General features: G+C 51.2%; 19 protein-coding genes. 15 read left to right on the top strand and 4 right to left on the bottom strand.

Annotated elements, in window-relative coordinates; genetic code table 11:
- The first annotated feature begins 13 nt into the window (after positions 1–13).
- From pyrH to TALK_RS07410, 14 genes are read left to right on the top strand one after another with little or no spacing between them, the layout of a single operon-like run.
- The gene (gene pyrH, locus TALK_RS07475; RefSeq protein WP_085617462.1) at positions 14–745 is read left to right on the top strand and encodes a UMP kinase; all 732 of its coding nucleotides are present in this window, start codon (positions 14–16) and stop codon (positions 743–745) included.
- 2 nt (positions 746–747) lie between these two features.
- Positions 748–1311, top strand: a complete 564-nt coding sequence (gene frr / locus TALK_RS07470; protein ID WP_085617725.1) for a ribosome recycling factor — start codon at positions 748–750, stop codon at positions 1309–1311.
- 2 nt (positions 1312–1313) lie between these two features.
- Positions 1314–2054: an isoprenyl transferase gene (locus TALK_RS07465; RefSeq protein ID WP_085617460.1), complete on the top strand. Its 741-nt coding sequence runs from the start codon at positions 1314–1316 to the stop codon at positions 2052–2054.
- Entirely contained in the window at positions 2041–2859 is an 819-nt protein-coding gene (locus tag TALK_RS07460) for a phosphatidate cytidylyltransferase (RefSeq protein WP_281251282.1), read from the top strand. The genes TALK_RS07465 and TALK_RS07460 overlap by 14 nt, the downstream gene beginning before the upstream one ends.
- A gap of 41 nt (positions 2860–2900) precedes the next feature.
- Positions 2901–4064 carry a 1-deoxy-D-xylulose-5-phosphate reductoisomerase gene (locus TALK_RS07455; protein WP_085617456.1) on the top strand — a complete coding sequence of 388 codons (1164 nt, stop codon included), beginning with the start codon at positions 2901–2903 and terminating at the stop codon, positions 4062–4064.
- Positions 4065–4107: 43 nt separating this feature from the next.
- On the top strand, positions 4108–5211 hold the full coding sequence (gene rseP, locus TALK_RS07450; RefSeq protein WP_085617454.1) for an RIP metalloprotease RseP: 1104 nt from the start codon (positions 4108–4110) through the stop codon (positions 5209–5211).
- A 26-nt stretch (positions 5212–5237) separates the two neighbouring features.
- Entirely contained in the window at positions 5238–7532 is a 2295-nt protein-coding gene (bamA, locus tag TALK_RS07445; protein ID WP_339857815.1) for an outer membrane protein assembly factor BamA, read from the top strand.
- Positions 7532–8116, top strand: a complete 585-nt coding sequence (locus TALK_RS07440) for an OmpH/Skp family outer membrane protein (RefSeq protein ID WP_085617452.1) — start codon at positions 7532–7534, stop codon at positions 8114–8116. The genes bamA and TALK_RS07440 overlap by 1 nt, the downstream gene beginning before the upstream one ends.
- Positions 8116–9135 carry a UDP-3-O-(3-hydroxymyristoyl)glucosamine N-acyltransferase gene (lpxD, locus tag TALK_RS07435; RefSeq protein ID WP_085617450.1) on the top strand — a complete coding sequence of 340 codons (1020 nt, stop codon included), beginning with the start codon at positions 8116–8118 and terminating at the stop codon, positions 9133–9135. The genes TALK_RS07440 and lpxD overlap by 1 nt, the downstream gene beginning before the upstream one ends.
- A gap of 11 nt (positions 9136–9146) precedes the next feature.
- Complete coding sequence (fabZ, locus tag TALK_RS07430) at positions 9147–9596, top strand: 3-hydroxyacyl-ACP dehydratase FabZ (protein WP_085617448.1); 450 nt, start codon at positions 9147–9149, stop codon at positions 9594–9596.
- Between the two features lie 2 nt (positions 9597–9598).
- Complete coding sequence (lpxA, locus tag TALK_RS07425; RefSeq protein ID WP_085617446.1) at positions 9599–10402, top strand: acyl-ACP--UDP-N-acetylglucosamine O-acyltransferase; 804 nt, start codon at positions 9599–9601, stop codon at positions 10400–10402.
- Positions 10383–11240 (top strand): LpxI family protein, encoded by an 858-nt coding sequence (locus TALK_RS07420; protein ID WP_085617444.1) that lies wholly within the window; start codon positions 10383–10385, stop codon positions 11238–11240. The genes lpxA and TALK_RS07420 overlap by 20 nt, the downstream gene beginning before the upstream one ends.
- Positions 11233–12426 carry a lipid-A-disaccharide synthase gene (gene lpxB, locus TALK_RS07415; RefSeq protein ID WP_085617442.1) on the top strand — a complete coding sequence of 398 codons (1194 nt, stop codon included), beginning with the start codon at positions 11233–11235 and terminating at the stop codon, positions 12424–12426. Before TALK_RS07420 ends, lpxB begins: the two co-directional genes overlap by 8 nt.
- A 46-nt stretch (positions 12427–12472) precedes the next feature.
- Entirely contained in the window at positions 12473–12913 is a 441-nt protein-coding gene (locus TALK_RS07410; RefSeq protein WP_085617440.1) for a VOC family protein, read from the top strand.
- Positions 12914–12985: 72 nt separating this feature from the next.
- Here the strand turns inward: TALK_RS07410 and TALK_RS07405 are convergent, their stop codons facing one another.
- Complete coding sequence (locus tag TALK_RS07405; RefSeq protein ID WP_085617438.1) at positions 12986–14293, bottom strand: citrate synthase; 1308 nt, start codon at positions 14291–14293, stop codon at positions 12986–12988.
- 110 nt (positions 14294–14403) lie between these two features.
- Entirely contained in the window at positions 14404–15813 is a 1410-nt protein-coding gene (gene gltX, locus TALK_RS07400; protein WP_085617436.1) for a glutamate--tRNA ligase, read from the bottom strand.
- Positions 15814–16021: 208 nt separating this feature from the next.
- Between gltX and TALK_RS07395 the strand changes: the two genes are divergently transcribed.
- On the top strand, positions 16022–18073 hold the full coding sequence (locus TALK_RS07395; protein ID WP_085617434.1) for a ComEC/Rec2 family competence protein: 2052 nt from the start codon (positions 16022–16024) through the stop codon (positions 18071–18073).
- Between the two features lie 55 nt (positions 18074–18128).
- Here the strand turns inward: TALK_RS07395 and lexA are convergent, their stop codons facing one another.
- Together lexA and moaC are read right to left on the bottom strand one after the other, a co-directional pair.
- Positions 18129–18836: a transcriptional repressor LexA gene (lexA, locus tag TALK_RS07390; RefSeq protein ID WP_085617432.1), complete on the bottom strand. Its 708-nt coding sequence runs from the start codon at positions 18834–18836 to the stop codon at positions 18129–18131.
- Between the two features lie 146 nt (positions 18837–18982).
- A complete protein-coding gene (moaC, locus tag TALK_RS07385; RefSeq protein WP_085617430.1) occupies positions 18983–19462 on the bottom strand; it encodes a cyclic pyranopterin monophosphate synthase MoaC in 480 nt (159 codons plus the stop codon).
- Positions 19463–19468 lie beyond the last annotated feature (6 nt).

Raw genomic sequence — 19468 nt, 5'->3', positions numbered from 1 at the left:
GAGGCAATCCGACATGGCAGAAAACGGCCAAATGAAATTTCGTCGCGTCCTTTTGAAGCTTTCCGGCGAGGGGCTTCTCGGTAAACAGCAATACGGGATTGATCCCGAGACCGTTGACCGGATTGCCAGCGAAATCAAAACCGTTCATGACATGGGTGCCGAAGTTTGCATGGTGATTGGTGGCGGGAACATCTTCCGTGGGGTCAAAGGGGCCTCACAGGGGATGGAACGTGCAACAGCCGACTATATGGGCATGCTTGCAACCATCATGAATGCGCTTGCCGTTCAGAACGCGCTTGAGCGCCACGGGGTTCAAACCCGCGTGCAATCCGCCATTCCGATGTCTTCGGTATGTGAACCCTATATCCGCCGTCGTGCCGTTCGCCATATGGAAAAGGGACGGGTGGTGATCTTTGCGGCCGGGACCGGCAACCCGTTCTTTACCACGGATACAGCCGCCGCCTTGCGTGCGGTTGAAATGGGGTGCGATGCGTTGCTTAAGGGCACACAGGTGGACGGTGTCTATACTGCCGATCCGAAAACCGATCCGACAGCAGAGCGTTACGACGCACTGACTTATTTGGAAGTTCTGTCCAAAGATTTGCGTGTTATGGATGCATCGGCTATTTCTTTGGCACGTGAAAATGATATTCCCGTTATCGTATTTTCTTTGCATAATCCCGGTGCGTTTGCCGATGTGGTTTGTGCAAAAGGTAAGTTTACGATTATTTCGAATGGAGACTAATGGTGTCTGACGTTGCTGGCCTAAAAAAAGACCTTGCCCGCCGTATGGATGGGGCTGTTGAAGTATTGCACAAGGAATTCACCGGGCTGCGCACCGGGCGCGCCAGTGCAAGCCTTCTTGAGCCGGTCATGGTTGAAGCCTACGGCGTGCCGACCCCGCTTAATCAGGTTGCGTCTGTAAGTGTTCCCGAATCACGTATGCTTTCAGTCCAGGTTTGGGACAAGACGATGGTGAAGTCGGTTGAGAAAGCAATTCGTGATGCAGGCCTTGGCTTGAATCCGGCTGCCGATGGTACCTTGGTTCGTGTGCCGATCCCGGCCCTGAATGAGGAACGTCGCACTGAGTTGTCCAAAGTTGCCGGTAAATATTCCGAACAGGCCCGCATTTCGGTTCGTAACGTACGCCGTGATGGGATGGATCAACTTAAAAAATGGGAAAAGGACAGCGTGATCTCGAAAGATGACCTCCATAACGAGGAAAAAGAGATTCAGAAGCTGACCGACAAGGTCATCGCCGATATCGATGAAGCGCTTGCCCATAAAGAACAGGAAATCATGCAAGTCTGATCATGACTGTGCTGGCATCCCAACCCCAACTTTCCGATTTGCAGGCTGTGCCGCGTCATGTTGCCATCATTATGGATGGCAACGGGCGCTGGGCGCAGCAGCGTGGGAAAATCCGTACGATGGGACATCGTGCGGGGGTTGATGCCGTGCGCCGCACGGTTGAGGCCGCTGCCGATCTTGGGATCGAGTACCTGACTCTTTATGGGTTCTCGACCGAGAATTGGAAACGTCCGGAAAGTGAAGTCAGTGATCTTATGGGATTGTTGCGTCTGTTCATTAAACGTGAATTGGCAACATTGCATAAAAATGGCGTCCGCATCCGGATTATTGGTGATCGTAGCCGGTTCGACGATGATATTTGTGTATTATTAGATAATTCTGAAGAACGGACGCAGGATAATACGCGACTTAACCTGACCATAGCGCTGAGTTATGGGGCACGTGCTGAAATTACAGATGCTGTGCGTCAGATTGCCCAACGCGTTGCCAAGGGTGAAATCCAGCCAAATGCCATTGACGAAAAAATGGTCGAGGCGCATCTGGAAACTGCGGGGACACCTGATCCGGATTTGCTGATTAGAACCAGTGGTGAACAGCGCATAAGTAATTTTTTGCTATGGCAATCAGCTTATACTGAATTCGTCTTTGATCAGGTCCTATGGCCGGATTTCGGGCGAGAACACCTTGAAAAAGCAATTGAAAAATTTTCCGAACGGGAGCGGCGGTTTGGTGCAATCATCTGAAGCCTTACGCCAGGAAGATACAAATTCCGGACTGAAAAAACGTATAATCTCGGCATCCGTTATGACACCGGTTGCCGTTGCTGCAGTCTGGTTTGGTTCTCCATATTTCGAGCTGCTGATTTTCGTGTTTTCCGTTGGGATGATGTGGGAATGGACGCGTATGTGCGTTCCAAACCATGTTCAATCAATTTCGGTGGTTTGTGCCGTTGCCCTTGGCGTTTCGATGCTGCTATTGGCGACAGGTGAGTATCGCTTTGTTGCCTTGTCGATTGTGGTCGCGGCGATAACGGCGGCTCTGAGGCCCGGAAAAAACCGCATTCTTGCGGCCTTTGGAATTGTTTATATTTCGGTGGCTGCTATTGCCGCGCAGTGGTTGCGTGTAACGCATGACGACGGCTTGTTGATGATTATGTGGCTGTTCTTTCTTGTTTGGGCCACAGATACCGGCGCATATGTGTTTGGAAAAGTAATTGGCGGCCCCAAACTTGCGCCACGTTTCAGTCCTAAAAAAACATGGGCGGGGTTGGTCGGGGGCATGTTGTGTGCTGCGCTGATAGGTGGATTGATCACCTATTTCAGTGGCGATGCCATTCTGGTCTCTATTGTTTTGGCAAGTGCCGCGTTGGCCGTTATCGCGCAGATTGGTGATCTTGGTGAGTCGGCGCTTAAACGCCACTTCAAGGTCAAGGATAGCAGTAACCTTATTCCGGGGCATGGTGGTTTGCTTGATCGAGCCGACGGGATGTTGTCGGTTTTTCCGGTTGCCTTTGCTATTGTGTATTTCATCGGATTGTCGTTGCGCTAGGGCAGGGTCCCAAGGCGTAGAAATCCCGAAGCTGGTGTTTGATGACAATTAAGAAATCAGTCTGTGTGCTGGGAGTTACCGGGTCGGTGGGCAGCAGCACAGTAGATATCCTGAAATCGCACTCAGACAAATATTTTGTAGACGCGGTAACCGCGCATCGCAATGTTGCGGCATTGGCTGCAACAGCCATTGATCTTGGCGCGGCCGTGGCGGTTATTGCCGATGAAAGCCTTTATGAAGACCTTAAATCGGCACTTGCCGGTTCAGGTGTTGAAGCCACCGCTGGCGAGGCTGCATTGGTTGATGCCGCGTCGCGGCCATCAGATATCGTTATTGCCGCCATTATCGGTGCTGCGGGGCTAAAGGCTACATTGGCGGCCATTCGGCGCGGTGCGCGGGTTGGGCTGGCCAATAAAGAAACTTTGGTCTGTGCCGGTGATTTAATGATGGCCGAGGTTGTAAAATACGGCGCGACACTTATCCCGGTTGATTCTGAACATAGTGCGATCTTTCAGGTTCTTGAACAGAAGTCCGCCGACAATGTGGACCGCATTTTACTTACGGCATCGGGTGGACCATTCCGTGAATGGTCGATGGCCGATATGATGGCGGTTACCCCGAAACAGGCGCTGGCGCATCCCAACTGGGATATGGGGGCCAAGATTTCGATTGATTCGGCCACCATGATGAACAAGGGGTTGGAACTTATTGAAGCTTGCCGGCTGTTTCCGGTGCCTGAAGACCGCATCGAAGTGGTCGTGCATCCTCAGTCCATTGTGCATAGTATGGTTGAATATTCTGATGGCTCTGTCTTGGCGCAGTTGGGGTCGCCGGATATGAGAACGCCGATTGCCTATGCACTGTCATGGCCTGAACGCATTCGGATTAATGTTCCTCGTCTTGATTTTGCCACGATCGGGCAGTTGAACTTTACCTCGCCGGACCTGATCAGGTTCCCGGCTCTTCGTTTGGCTCGTGAGGCGTTGCGTGCAGGCGGAACCGTTCCGACGGTTCTGAATGCAGCAAACGAGATTGCCGTTGGGGCATTTCTGAGCGGAAAGGTGACTTTCCTTCAGATTGCCGAGACGGTGGAGCGTATGATGAACAAGATTACGGCGGCACCCTTGTGTGATCTTGATCAGATGTTTGATCTTGATGATATGGTCCGTCGTGAAACACTGGGTTTGATCGATACCGGTCGCTGATAGCTGAAACTGCCGGGATAGCCCGGAAAGAGGAACGTCTTTTATGGAAACCCTTCTTGCCTTTTTGTTTGTCCTTTCGGTCTTGGTCTTTGTTCATGAATATGGACATTACTGGGTCGCGATTCGCAATGGCGTAAAGGTTGAAGCGTTTTCAATCGGCTTCGGACCAGAACTTTTTGGTTGGTACGATAAAAAAGGAACGCGTTGGAAAATTAGCCTCCTGCCACTGGGGGGGTACGTTAAAATGTTTGGCGATATGAACCCGGCCAGTGCAGGCCAGCGTGATGACTTGAATGAAGACGAACGTCAGCACGCCTTTCATCACAAGGGATTGCGTGCACGTGCGGCCATCGTATTTGCTGGTCCGGCTGCAAATTTCCTGTTTGCGATTATCGTATTCATTGTGTTGTTTGCCGCGGTCGGTCAGCAACGTGCCCTGCCGGTAGTTGGCGAAACCGTTGATGGTAGCCCGGCGGCGGCGGCGGGATTGTTGCCGCAGGACCAGATCGAAGCTGTAAATGGTCAAAGCATTGACTGGTTTAGCGAATTATCCGATGTGATTCGCGCCAATGCCGGTTCGCAGGTCGCATTATCTATTTTGCGTGACGGGCAGGTGGTTGATATCGCCGTGACGCCAGAACCTGTGACCACCGGCGAAGGGGATAATCAGCAAACATTTGGCCGCCTTGGTGTCACAGCTGGCGCGTTCGAGACTCAGCGTGACGGTATTGTCGACGCGACGGGAAGGGCGTTTAGTGCGACCTATGGCTTGGTTGCTCAAACTCTTTCTGCCTTGGGCGAGATGATCGCCGGTGAACGTGACAGTTCGGAATTAGGCGGGCCTATTCGGATTGCACAAATGTCGGGTGAAGTTGCCGAAGGGGGGCTTGGCCCATTATTGTTCTTTATGGCTTATCTCTCGATTAGCCTTGGGTTGATTAACTTGATGCCTGTGCCTGTTCTGGATGGGGGACATTTGGTGTTTTATGCGATTGAAGCCATTCGCGGTAAGCCGTTGGGCGCAAAAGCACAAGAATATGGTTTCCGTCTTGGCGCGGGTTTGGTATTCAGCTTAATCATCTTTGCAACTTGGAACGACCTATCGCAATTGGGCGTCTGGGATTTCTTCAAAGGCCTGGTAGGCTGATGATCGACGGCATCAGGGGGTTGAATTTGCTGCGTAATGTAAAAGCGGCTGCATTGGCAGCAGTCTTGCTTGGTGGAATCGCACCAACCGTAATACCGATGGTTGCCTATGCTCAGGGAAGCACGGTCATCCGTGAAATCCAGGTGGATGGGAACAATCGTATCGAAAGTGCGACGGTTAACGCATATCTGTCGGTTCGTGAAGGCGATTCCTATGACCCTCAAAAAGTCAACGAATCGCTCAAAGCCTTGTTTTCAACAGGGCTTTTTGCCGATGTCTCCATCGGTTTTGATCGTGGCGTTCTAAAAGTAAATGTTGTTGAAAATCCAATCATCAACCGTATTGCGTTTGAAGGTAATGCACGTCTGAAAGACGATGCCCTGGGCACCGAACTTCAGTTGCGTCCGCGTGTTGTCTATACCCGGACGAAGGTTCAGGCCGATGTTCAGCGTATTTTGGAACTTTATCGCCGTTCTGGTCGTTTCGCGGCGACCGTCGAACCAAAGGTGATCCAGCTTGAACAGAACCGTGTGGACCTTGTCTTTGAAATTGACGAAGGCGAGGCGACCGGTGTTCGCAAGATTAACTTCGTTGGTAACAAAGCCTTTGACGATGCGGATTTGTCCGAAGTTATCCGGACTACCGAAAGCGCGTGGTGGAAAATTCTTACCGCGGATGACAATTATGACCCGGACCGCGTAACGTTTGATCGTGAATTGTTGCGTCGTTTCTATCTCTCTGCCGGGTATGCTGATTTTCAGGTGTTGTCATCGGTCGCCGAACTGACTCCGGATCGCTCGGACTTCTTTATCACCTATACCGTCAGCGAAGGTCAGCGATACAAATTTGGCGATATCAATATCATATCCCAGATTGACAAGGTCGATCCCGAAACGCTGTCGCCGTTGATCGAAATTGCAAAAGGTGAATGGTACAACGCCGATCTTGTTGATGATGCCATTGATGTCCTGACGGACAGCATTGGCGATCAGGGATATGCGTTTATTGATATTCGACCAAATGTGCAGCGTGATCGCGAAACCGGTGTCATCAACCTTACCTTTACAATCGCCGAAGGCCCGAAGGTTTATGTTGAACGCATTGATGTTGTCGGCAACGTACGGACGCTGGACGAGGTTGTTCGACGTGAATTCCGTCTTGTAGAAGGCGATGCATTTAGCAGTTCGAAAATGAAACGGTCCCGCCAGCGCGTGGAAAACCTCAACTTCTTTAAATCTGTTGACGTTAAAACGCTTCCGGGTAGTTCGCCGGATCAAACGGTTCTTGAAGTTGATGTCGAGGAAAAGTCGACGGGCGAGTTTTCGATCGGTGCTGGTTATGGCACAGATGATGGCGCGTTCGGTCAGGCTGGTATTCGCGAACGAAACTTGTTGGGTAAAGGCCAGGATTTGCGCCTTGGCTTTACCCTCGGATCATCCAGCCAACAGGTTGATTTGTCGTTTACGGAACCATATTTCCTGGATCGTGATGTCAGTGCAGGTTTTGATATCTACCGTCGTGAAGAAGATAATCAGGACGAGAGCTCGTATGATGAAAAGCAAACGGGCATAGGGTTAAGATCTGGCTTCCGTTATTCAGAGGCGCTGTCCCAATCCGTACGCTATGGGTTCGAGCTAAACGAATATTCTGACGTTGATAGTGATGCATCGCGGTTGCTCCAGGCAGAAGACCCGGAATTCTCAGAGTCTTCTATAGGCCATACATTGACGTATGATCAACGCGACAGCACGCTTTCGCCAAGCGATGGCTATTTTGCCCAGTTGTCTAACGACTTTGCCGGTCTTGGTGGTTCAGAAACTTATATTCGCACACGGATTAATGGTGGGTATTACTACCCGCTGGATCGCGAACATGAATGGGTTCTGTCGACCAAGGGGTCAACCGGTTATATCTTTGGTATCGGCGAGGATACGCGAATTTCGCAGCGCTTCTTCACCGGTGGTGCAAATCTTCGCGGGTTTGAATCTGCTGGCGTTGGTCCGCGCGATATTGCCACGGACGATTCCGTTGGTGGCAAGTTCTTCTATACTGGTACAGTCCAGTTGGATTTCCCGCTTGGTTTGCCGTCTGAGTTTGCCTTGACCGGTCGCATCTTTAGTGATTTTGGTTCATCGCAGGGGGTCGATGGTGCGCTTCCAGGGGAAATTTATGATACGGGTTCGCTGAGGGGATCTGTTGGTATTGGGGTAGGCTGGGAATCGCCGTTTGGCCCGATTGGTGTTGACCTTTCGCAGGCCGTTCTCAAAGAAGACTTCGACAAAGAGGAAGTGTTCCGATTGAACTTCGGGACCAGATTCTGATGAAAATGATGAAAACGATCCAGACCGCCGCAATTGCAATGGCAATCGCGTTTTCTGCTGCCAGTGTAACCACACCGGTCGCGGCCCAGGATGCTGATAAACAGCAAGTGGCCGCTGTGGTGATGATTGTCGACTTTGACGGGATCATGCGTGAAGCATCTGCGATGCAGGACATGGCCAAGCAGATCAAAAAGCGCCAGGAAGGCTATCAGCAGGAAATCGAGAAACGTCAGCAGGCCTTGCGCCAGGAAGAGCAACAGATTGCTCAGCAGCGTACCTTGCTGTCCGCCGATGTTATTCAGCAAAAACAGAAAGAATTTCAGCAGAAAGTTGCCGATTTTCAAAAGTTTGCCCAAGGTCGCAATCGCATCCTTGATCAGGCGTTGAATGAATCGCGGGTGAAATTCCAAAAAACACTGATCGAAGTGATTGCCGACGTCGCTGAGAAGCGCAAGGCAACGCTTGTTTTGCATAAGAGTCAGGTGATCTTGCATGCCAATGCGATGGATGCGTCTAAGGATGTATTTGATGGCGTTAACAAGGCAATGCCGACCCTGAAAGTAGAGTTTAAGGAAGCGTCCTGATGGCGGATTCCCGTTTCTTCAAGCGTAAGGGACCATTTAGCGTTCAGGACATTGCCGACTTGACTGGTGCAGGACTTGTTAACGCACCGGACCCAAAGCGTGTCTTTGACGACGTGGCCCCGCTACAAAACGCAGATGCCAGCATTCTGAGCTTTTTTGACAATCGAAAATATCTGGATGCCTTTGCGCAAAGTGCTGCAGGCGGATGTTTTGTTCGTCCGGAATTTGCTGATCGTGCACCCGATAGTATGGTTCTGTTCACCACAAGCGACCCATATCGTGCCTATGCCAAGGCGGCGACAGCATTCTATCCGTTTGACGAAGCAAATGGTGTTATCTCGGATAATGCCGTTGTGGATGCGTCTGCCAAACTTGGCAAAGGTGTTCAAGTTGATGCCGGTGCCGTTATTGGTGCCAATTGTGACATCGGTGATGGTACAATCATTGCCAGCAATGCTGTGATCGGCGAAGGCGTTGTGATCGGTGCGGGCTGTAAAATTGGTGCAGGTTCGACTATTACCCATAGTTTGATTGGCAATCTGTGCCTTATTTATCCGGGGGCACGCATCGGCCAGGATGGATTTGGTTTTGCCATGGGCCCGCAAGGGCATCTTAAGGTTCCGCAGCTTGGCCGGGTTGTTATCGGTAACGATGTCGAAGTCGGGGCGAATTCAACAATTGATCGCGGGGCTGGCCCCGATACGGTTATTGGTAACGGTTGTCGTATCGATAACCTTGTGCAGATTGGCCATAACGTCGAACTTGGCATGGGCTGTGTGGTTGTTGCGCAGGTTGGGATTTCAGGATCAACCAAGTTAGGTAATTTTGTCGTTGCCGCCGGGCAGGCCGGGATTACGGGTCATCTTGAAATTGGTGACGGCGCAAAGATTGCAGCGCAGTCTGGCGTCATGAGAAATATCGGACCGGGTGAAACGGTTGGCGGAAGTCCTGCTGTCCCGGTTATGGAATATCATAAACAGACCGTGGCCTTGTCGCGGTTAATACGAAAAAAGAAGTAAAGGCAGCACCTATGACCGAATTGGTAAGTGTTGATATTCAGCGCATTCTGGAAATGATCCCACATCGTTATCCATTCCTGCTGATCGACAAGGTCGTTGATATTGCTATCGGAGAATCCGCTGTTGGTATCAAAAATGTGACGATGAACGAACCACAGTTCACCGGTCATTTTCCGGGGCAGCCGATTATGCCGGGCGTTTTGATCATCGAAAGTATGGCTCAAACAGCCGCTATTCTGGTCGTACAGACTCTTGGTGAAGACGCAGAAGGCAAGCTTGTTTATTTCATGAGCATTGATAATGCGCGTTTCCGTAAACCGGTTGTGCCGGGCGATGTTATGCATATCCATGTGAAGAAAAAACAGCGCCGAGGCCCGGTCTGGAAGTTCGAAAGCGAAGTTCGGGTAAATGATCAGGTCGTTGCCGAAGCTACCATCGCCGCGATGATTCGGGGCAGCTGATAATGTCAAAAGTACATCCAACCGCCATTGTTGAGGACGGCGCCCAGATTGGCCAGGATGTAGAAATCGGGCCCTATAGCGTTGTCGGTCCGCAGGCGGTTCTGGGGGACCGCGTCAAGCTGCATAGCCATGTCGTGATTGCCGGAATTACATCTATTGGTGAAGACAGCACAATTTTCCCCTTTGCGTCGGTAGGGCATGCGCCTCAAGACCTGAAATTCAAGGGTGAGCCGTCGCGTCTGATCGTTGGCAAGCGAAACAAGATCCGTGAAGGGGTAACCCTTAATCCCGGAACCGAGGGTGGTGGTATGGAAACCACAATCGGTGATGACTGTCTGTTTATGACCGGTGCTCATGTTGGGCATGATTGCCATGTTGGCAATCACTGCATTCTGGTCAATAACGGTACACTTGCGGGCCATGTTTTGGTCGAAGACTTTGCCATTGTTGGTGGTCTGTCGGCCGTGCATCAATTTGTGCGTATTGGTAAGCACGCGATGATCGGTGGCATGACCGGGGTCGAAAGCGATATCATTCCCTATGGTTCTGTAATTGGTAATCGTGCCTATCTTTCCGGACTTAACCTTGTCGGATTAAAGCGCCGTGGCTTTGACCGTGAAACCATTCATTTACTTCGCAAGGCATACCGTCTTTTATTTGCGCAGGAAGGTACATTGGCTGAACGGGTGGCTGAAGTCTCGAAGGATTTCGAAGATGTCGGTCCGGTGATGGAAATCATTAGCTTCCTTAAAGCGGAAAGCATGCGTTCCGTATGTACGCCAAAATATGACAGTTCGGCAGGATAATTCCGCGACAAAACTTGGCATTATTGCCGGTGGTGGTGCGCTTCCAGCCCGCTTGGCTGCTGCTGCAACGGCAGCGGGGCGGGATGTTTTTATTATAAAACTTGATGCGCATGCAGATGATCCGCAACTTGACAGTTTTCCAAATATTGCACTTCGTATCGGTGCCGCAGCCAAGATCCTTGACCGGTTGAAATCCGAGCGGTGCAGCGATGTTGTCCTTGCTGGAAAAGTGGCACGGCCATCATTTGCTTCAATCCGTCCAGACTGGCGCGCGGCCAAACTTCTGATGAAGGTTGGCATGAAGTCGCTTGGCGATGATGGGTTGTTGCGTTTGGTGGCCATTGAACTTGAGCGCGAAGGTTTCCGGTTGGTTGGTGCCCATGAAGTGCTGGGCGACCTAGCTGTGGAAGAAGGTATACTTGGCAACGTCAAACCCGATGATCAGGCCATAACGGATGCAATGCATGGCCTGAACGTTGCCCAGATACTCGGCGCGGCGGATGTTGGGCAGGGATGCGTGGTTCAGCAAGGTCTGGTTCTTGCGCTTGAAGCCATCGAAGGCACAGACGAAATGGTTCGTCGTTCGGCGGGGTATCGCCGAGAGGGCGTTGGCGGTGTTTTGGTGAAATCATCCAAGCCACAGCAGGATAAACGTCTGGATTTACCCGCGATAGGCGTTACGACGGTCGAGGAAGCCCATCGGGCCGGTCTTCGTGGAATTGCGCTTTTGGCAGGTGGGACGATGATCATTGACCGCGAACTAACGGTTTGTCGCGCAGACGAGCTTGGCCTGTTTCTTATGGGGCTTTCAGTACCGGAAACGGTGCAAGATGACTGAACCATTGATGACGGCCCCGAAAATAATGCTGGTTGCGGGCGAAGCATCCGGTGATCAGCTTGGTGGTCGTCTGATGGCGGCGATAAAGGGACGTCTGCCCCAAGCAGAGTTCATCGGTGTTGGCGGACCACGTATGGTCGGGGAAGGGCTTGATAGCCTGTTTCCGATGGATGAAATGTCGGTTATGGGCTTGGCCGAAATCCTGCCTCATATCCCGCATTTGTTAAAACGTATTCGTCAGACGGCTGAATTTGCGCTCGCGCAGAAACCAGATGTGGTTATTACCATTGATGCCCCTGATTTCAGTTTCCGCGTTGGCAAGAAGCTGAAAGGCAAAGGCATTCCGCTGGTTCATTATGTCGCACCATCGGTTTGGGCCTGGCGCCCCGGGCGTGCAAAAAAGATTGCAGCTTTTCTGGATCATTTATTGGCGCTGTTGCCGTTTGAACCGCCATATTTCGAGCGCGAAGGTCTTGCCACGACATTCATCGGACATTCGGCCGTTGAAGAACGTCATGGTGGGGATGCTACCCGGTTTAGACAAGTTCACCAGATCGCCCCTGAGACAAAGATATTGACGATACTGCCCGGAAGCCGCAATTCCGAGGTAACACGTCTTTTGCCCGTATTCAGGTTGGTGTGCGAGCGTCTGGCCGTTGATTTCCCCAATATACGTGTCGTTGTGCCAACGGTTAGCAAGGTCGCAACGATTGTTCGAAATGAAGTTGGGGATTGGCCGCTAAACCCTATTGTCCTGACGGATGATCAGGGGCGCCGGGATGCATTTGCCGCATCACACGCCGCATTGGCAGCATCGGGTACCGTATCACTTGAATTGGCAATTTCCGGCGTGCCGCATGTGATCGGATACAAGCTTAGCCCGATTACGGCATGGATTGCGCGGCGTTTGCTGAGGATTGACACGGTAACCATTGTCAATCTGGTTCTGGGGAAAAAACTGATTCCAGAGTTTCTACAACAAGATTGTGAAGCAAATCGTATTGTCCCGGTATTGCAATCCCTGATAGGCGATAGCACTTTGCGTCATACGCAGCTTGCCGGGTTTGAAACGGCAACGACCTTGCTTGGTTTTGGGGATCGTCCACCAAGTGAGAAGGCGGCTGACGTGATCCTTGAAATCATAGAGAAAAATTCATCGCCAGGCACTGGCAATACGGCGCAATAACGCATAGTTTGCTGTCATTGATCCCTTAAAATGATGGAGGCAATTCATGCGTTATTTGCACACCATGGTACGTGTCGAGGATATCGACGCATCAATGCGGTTTTATTGCGATTTGCTTGGTATGAGCGAAACCCGACGTATTGACAGCGAGAAGGGGCGTTTCACCCTGATTTATCTTGCCCCGCCAGCGGATGAAGCAAGTGCGAAAGCCAATAAGGCGCCAGAACTTGAACTGACCCATAACTGGGACCCGGAAAGCTATTCCGGTGGACGCAATTTCGGTCATCTTGCCTATGAGGTCGATGATATTTATGCGACGTGTCAGAAATTGATGGATGCTGGTGTTACTATCAATCGTCCGCCACGGGACGGTCGGATGGCGTTTGTCCGATCACCCGATGGAATATCGATTGAATTCCTGCAAAAGGGCGAAAGCCTTGCCCCAGCAGAGCCATGGGTCAGCATGGAAAACACCGGTTCCTGGTAATCGGATTTGACGTTTTTCAAAAGGAAAGGCCCGGAATTTTCCGGGCCTTTCCTGTATCTGCGTAAAAGCTGATTAGCGTTTGTTGACCGGAACGAACGGGCGTTCGACAACGCCGGTGAACAGTTGACGCGGACGACCAATCTTCTGCGACGGATCTTCGATCATTTCTTTCCACTGGGCGATCCAGCCAACAGTACGAGCAACTGCGAACAGCACGGTAAACATGCTTTCCGGGATACCCATGGCTTTGAAGATGATGCCCGAATAGAAGTCGACATTCGGATAGAGTTTCTTCTCGATGAAGTACTCGTCCTCGCGTGCGATACGTTCGAGTTCCTGTGCAACGTCAAGCAACGGATCGGAAACGTTCAGTTCTTTGAGAACTTCATGGCAGGTTTCCTGCATGACTTTGGCGCGCGGATCGTAGTTTTTGTAAACGCGATGACCAAAGCCCATCAGACGGAACGGATCGTTCTTGTCTTTTGCTTTTGCAACAAACTCAGGAATGTTTTTCACATCGCCGATTTCATTGAGCATTTTCAGAACGGCTTCGTTCGCGCCACCATGTGCCGGTCCCCAAAGGGATGCAATGCCCGCTGCAATACATGCGAACGGATTGGCACCCGACGAACCAGCCAAACGAACGGTCGATGTTGACGCATTCTGTTCGTGGTCAGCATGCAGGATCAAGATACGATCCATGGCGCGCGCCAGAACAGGATTGACGACGTAATCCTCGCAAGGAACACCAAACATCATCTGCAGGAAGTTTTCTGCGTAACCGAGTTTGTTGTTCGGATAGCGGAATGGCTGACCGATAGAATATTTATATGCCATCGCAGCAATGGTCGGCATTTTTGCAATCAGGCGATACGCCGAGACCAAACGCTGGTTCGGGTCATTGATGTCGGTGCTGTCATGATAGAAAGCAGACATCGCGCCAATCACACCACACATGATAGCCATTGGATGGGCATCACGGCGGAAGCCGTTATACATATTGCGCATTTGCTCATGCACCATGGTGTGCATGGTGATGTCATTTTCGAATTGCGATTTTTCGGCTGCTTCTGGCAGGTTGCCATAAATCAACAGATAGCAGACTTCAAGGAAGTCAGACTGTTCTGCAAGTTCGTCAATGGCGTAGCCACGATGACGCAAAATGCCGATGTCGCCATCAATATAGGTCAATTCAGACTGGCAACTGCCGGTCGAAGTGAAGCCGGGGTCATAGGTGAAGTATCCGGTATCGGCATAGAGCTTCCGGATGTCGATTACAGACGGACCAACAGTACCCTCAAGCACCGGCAACTCAACCGTCTTGCCAGTGGCATTATCGGTGAGTGTCACGGTGTGGGAAGTCTTGGAATTCTGAGCCATGACTTTTTCTTCCTTCCCTGTTTAAACGAACACGGTTTCAAGTTGTGAGCAGCATAGTGCTGCGGTGCACAAAGCGCAAATTCAGTGTTTAAGTTTTTTGTTCTGCGCTGTTATTGGGCATCGAATTTGCGGATGCGTTTCAGCGTTTGCGATTTGCCAAGCACAATCATCACGTCGAAAATGCCTGGGGAAGAGTTAGAACCGGTGAGCACGGCCCGCAAGGGCTGCGCGACTTTGCCAAGCTTCAGGTCGAGTTTTTCGGCAATGTTGCGAACGCTTGCGTCAACGTTTTCTTCGGTCCAAATTTCAAGCGTATCCAGTTCTTTTGCCAGTTCGGCAAACAGACCTTCTGGTGCGCCATCAATAAGGGACTGAGCTTTCTCGTTAAACGACGTTACGCCGTCTGTCACATAGAAGACCGAAGATTCGGCGAGCTCGATGAGTGTCTTGGCTCTTTCTTTAAGCCCTGACATGCCTTTGATCAAGATTTCTTTTTGCGCTGCATCAATTGCATCGACGCCAATTTGTTTTGCAATCCGCGGCGCAATGTCATTTGCCAAGCGTTCGTCATCTGCCTGACGCAGGTAAACGCCATTCAGGTTGGTCAGCTTGGCAAAGTCAAAGCGTGATGCGCCTTTGCCAACATCTTTGACGTCAAACCATTCGATGGCTTGTTCCTGTGAAATGATTTCTTCGTCACCATGGCCCCAACCAAGACGCAGCAGGTAGTTGTTCACGGCTTCGGGCAGGAAACCCATTTCATCGCGATAGGCTTCAACACCAAGCGCACCGTGGCGTTTGGATAATTTCGCACCATCAGGGCCGTGGATAAGTGGAATATGGGCAAATGTCGGAACAACCCAACCCATGGCGTCATAAAGAGCCTTTTGACGGAATGCGTTGGTCAGGTGATCGTCACCACGAATAACATGAGTGATGCCCATATCGTGATCGTCAACGACAACCGAAAGCATATAGGTTGGTGTGCCATCGCCACGCAGGATGACATAATCGTCAAGTTGATCATTGGCAACGCGAACATCCCCCTGAACCTGATCCGAGATCACAGCATCGCCATCCTGCGGTGCCTTCAGGCGGACCACAGGCTTTACGCCTTGCGGTGCATCTGAAGGGTCGCGGTCACGCCATGTACCGTTATATTTCATTGGCTGACCTTCGGAACGTGCTTTTTCGCGCATTTCCTGAAGTTCTTCCGGCGAGCAATAGCAATAATAGGCTTTGCCGGCCTTGATCAGTTCCAAGGCGACTTCGGCATGGCGGTCGCGACGGGCGAACTGGAATGTCGGCTCCTCGTCTGCGGTCAGGCCAAGCCAGTTGAGCCCGTCAAAAATGGCTTCGACGGCTTCGGGCGTCGAACGTTCCCGATCAGTGTCTTCAATACGCAGCAGGAATTTGCCGCCAGTGTGTTTGGCATATAGCCAATTATAAAGGGCGGTGCGTGCGCCGCCGATATGCAGAAACCCGGTCGGAGACGGGGCAAAACGGGTAACAACCGTCATTCACTCTAATCCGTTATTTGGATGTTGTTGCTTGTCGTCGTGACTTTTGGCGTGCAGGCTATAACACATATGCGGCGGTGTTGCACCACAGCCGATGATAGATAGAAACTGTGAGCCGGGCGGGCTATTGTACATTCGTCGAATAAATCACAATATAAATGTTAAAAATCAATATATTGCGAAGTTTTTCTCGCAATTAGGATTGCTTTTGGCCGACGGCAGAAATTACTGGATTTTATGTTCGGTTGTCTTCTTTGGGTTGGGCTGTGCGGCGTATTTTTCCCTTTCTGGGCGTTTGATGGTTGAACAATCTGGTTTGGCGATGATTCTTTCGCTTTGCGGATTATGGATATCGCGGCGCTGGATTACGGCATTTTTCACATGCTTGCTACTCAGCAGTTTTTGTTTCGGTGTTCTTGTTGCATCCATTCACGTTGAAATGGCGCCATCCGGTCTTTTGACCAAAACGCTTTATATGACAGAGGTCGAGGGGGACATCACCCTTCTTGAACCACAGGGCGGACGCACACGTATAACAATTGTGCCAATTCGAATTGACGGATTGGAACAACAGGAATTTGATTGGAAGGTTCGCATGAGCCTTCCGGGCGGTGAAAACCTTACCGTTGGTGATCGGATTGTTGCCAGCGCCCGCCTTTTTCCCTTGCGTGCCCAATCAACCCCGGGGGATCCGGATTTTTCCCGCAAGCTGTATCTTGACGGGATCGGGGCAACCGGATTTGTGTTTGGGCACAAATACCGCGTGACCAAGGCCGCCGATCCCGGTGTTCTTCAACCGTTATCGCAATCTATTGAATATATTCGCCATGTGATCATGCAACGGGTGGATACGGTGCTTTCCTGGCCTGAATCGGGAATTGCCAAGGCATTGATTGTTGGCGAACGTGGTGATGTCGGGGCGAAGACAGCGGAAGATTTGCGAAAGTCCGGTCTGGCGCATCTGTTGGCGATTTCCGGTTTGCATATGGGCTTGCTGAGCGGGACGGTGTTTTTTGTCCTGCGATTTGTATTTGCCGCTGTTCCGGCAATCGGTTTGCAGTTTCCGATCAAGAAATGGGCCGCTGTGGCCGCAATGTTGTCGGGGATTATCTATCTTGGTTTGTCGGGTGCCAGTGTCCCGACGCAGCGGGCGTTCGTGACCTTGATAATTGTTTGGCTGGCATTGTTGCTAGATCGACGCGCCATATCGCTGCGACTGGTGGCGGTTGCAGCCTTTGTCATTTTAATGATCCGCCCTGATGCGGTGCTTGGCCCCAGTTTTCAATTATCCTTTGCCGCTGTTTCGGTGCTGGTCGCTTTTTATGATGGACCGGGACGACAATGGTTTGACCGGACGGGGGAACGATCCTGGTTGTTCCGTGTCGGGATATTTTTCATCGGATTGATTGTTACCGGGATTCTAATTACCGCGGTGACAGCACCAATCATCGGGTTTCATTTTGGCCGAATTTCAATGATCGGCATTTTGTCTAACCTGATAGCCATTCCGGTTATGGCTTTTTGGGTGATGCCATTGATTGTCGCGACACTTGTGTTGATGCCGTTTGGGGCAGGGGCTTTACCATTATGGTTAATGAAGCCGGGATTGACCCTGTTGATGCAAACTGCGGCGATTGCGGCACAGCAGGAATGGGGGCTTTGGTATGTGTCGCAATTTAGTGGAATATTTGCGACAGGGGCGATGATCGCCGTGGCATGGGGCTTGATCTGGCGACGCAACATGGTTGGGTGGTTTGCCGTCATTCCCATGTGTATCGCGATTGCGGGGCAAGTCATGTATCGCCCGGCGGATATGCTTGTTGCCGGGGATCAGAAATCCTGGGCTATTTTTGATCAATCAAAGGATCAACTTATCCTGCCCACAGGTATTTCGGATTTTCAGCAGTCGGTTTGGATGGCAAGATTTGGTATTTCCGATGATCGGAAGGATCAGGTGATACGTGAATGTGACGCTCCGGTTTGTTCCGCCGTCATTGCTGATAAACGGATTGTCGTTGCACGTGAACTGGTCAATCCGTTCTATGCCTGCCGCCATGCCGATATTATTGTAAATTTGGCGCATGATATACCGCGTGATATTTGCCCCGGAAAGGTGATGGCCATTGACGATGACCAGTTGTGGTGGCAGGGCGGTGTTGCGGTTTATGGTTTGAATACCGATACACCATCATTTGAAACGGTACGTAAAACAGCCGGTGACTGGCCATGGATCATCATTGGGGGCCGAAGTCCGAAATAAAAAACGCCGCCAATTGAAAATGGCGGCGTTGATACTGGATTGTCTGAATAAGTGATCAATACTGGCGCAGAAGTCCGACAAGACGGCCCTGAATGCGAACCCGATCAGGTGACAGCGAACGGGTTTCATATCGCGCGTTGGCTGGTTCCAATAGGACTTCACCCCGGCCACTTTTCAGGCGTTTAAGGGTTGCTTCGTTGTCATCAACCAATGCAACAACAATCGTGCCGTCATGGGCCTGCTCGCAGCGTTGTATCAGGACCGTATCACCATCAAGGATACCGGCATCGATCATGGAATCACCTGAAACTTCAAGTGCATAGTGATCCCCCGTGCCCAAAAGCGATGCCGGGACCTGTACCATGGTGCTTTGATCACGCAAGGCTTCGATTGGTGTACCCGCCGCGATTCGGCCAAACAGCGGTAATGCGACAGACTCGCCAGCATCCGAAAATGCCGACGGAACAGTTGCCGGTCGATGGGGCGCCTTGCGGGCATTGGTGATCGAGGTCACGTTTGGCGGGGTTTCCGGGGCGTCATTGTCATTATTATCGGGAAGACGCAGAACTTCAAGCGCACGGGCGCGATGGGCGAGGCGGCGAATAAATCCGCGTTCCTCAAGCCCGGTAATCAGGCGGTGAATGCCGGATTTCGATTTCAGGCTCAGGGCTTCCTTCATCTCGTCAAAAGAAGGCGAGATACCGTGATCGCGAAGATAGTTGTCGATATAGACCAGCAATTCATATTGCTTGCGCGTCAGCATGATATTTCCTGAACCAGTAATAAGAACAAACCGAATACATAGATGTTCTACTTTAGTTCTTATGTGTGGTCAAGCATGCCGCCCGAAGAATCACCATTTAACGGCATTCTTTCGACCAAGAAATGAATTTTCTGCATGATCAGAGCTTAGTCAGCGGTGAACAGACCCGATTTTCCGCCTTCTTTGTACACAACGCGGATATCGGTAATCTGCATGGTCTTGTCGACGGCTTTGCACATGTCAAATACGGTCAGGGCGGTGATGGAAACGGCTGTCAGTGCCTCCATCTCAACCCCGGTTTTACCCGTCGTCTTGCAGGTGGCAATAATATCGACGGCGTCAATATCGCTTGCAAGTTCCAGCGTAACTTCAACCGATGTCAGGGGCAGGGGGTGACAAAGCGGGATCAGATCAGGGGTTTTCTTGGCCCCCATAATCCCGGCAAGCTGAGCAATGCCAAGAACATCCCCTTTTTTATGGCCGCGTTCGGCAATCAATTTAGCCGTTTCGGTGGCCATCAGGACCCGGCCTTTGGCGATGGCGACCCGGGTGGTGTCGGCCTTCGTCGAAATATCGACCATGACGGCGTTTCCCGATGCGTCGATATGCGAAAGTGTATCTGCCATGCCCGT

The sequence above is a fragment of the Thalassospira alkalitolerans genome (assembly GCF_002115745.1).
Lineage (GTDB): Bacteria > Pseudomonadota > Alphaproteobacteria > Rhodospirillales > Thalassospiraceae > Thalassospira > Thalassospira alkalitolerans.
This window is presented reverse-complemented; position numbering and strand designations above follow the sequence as displayed.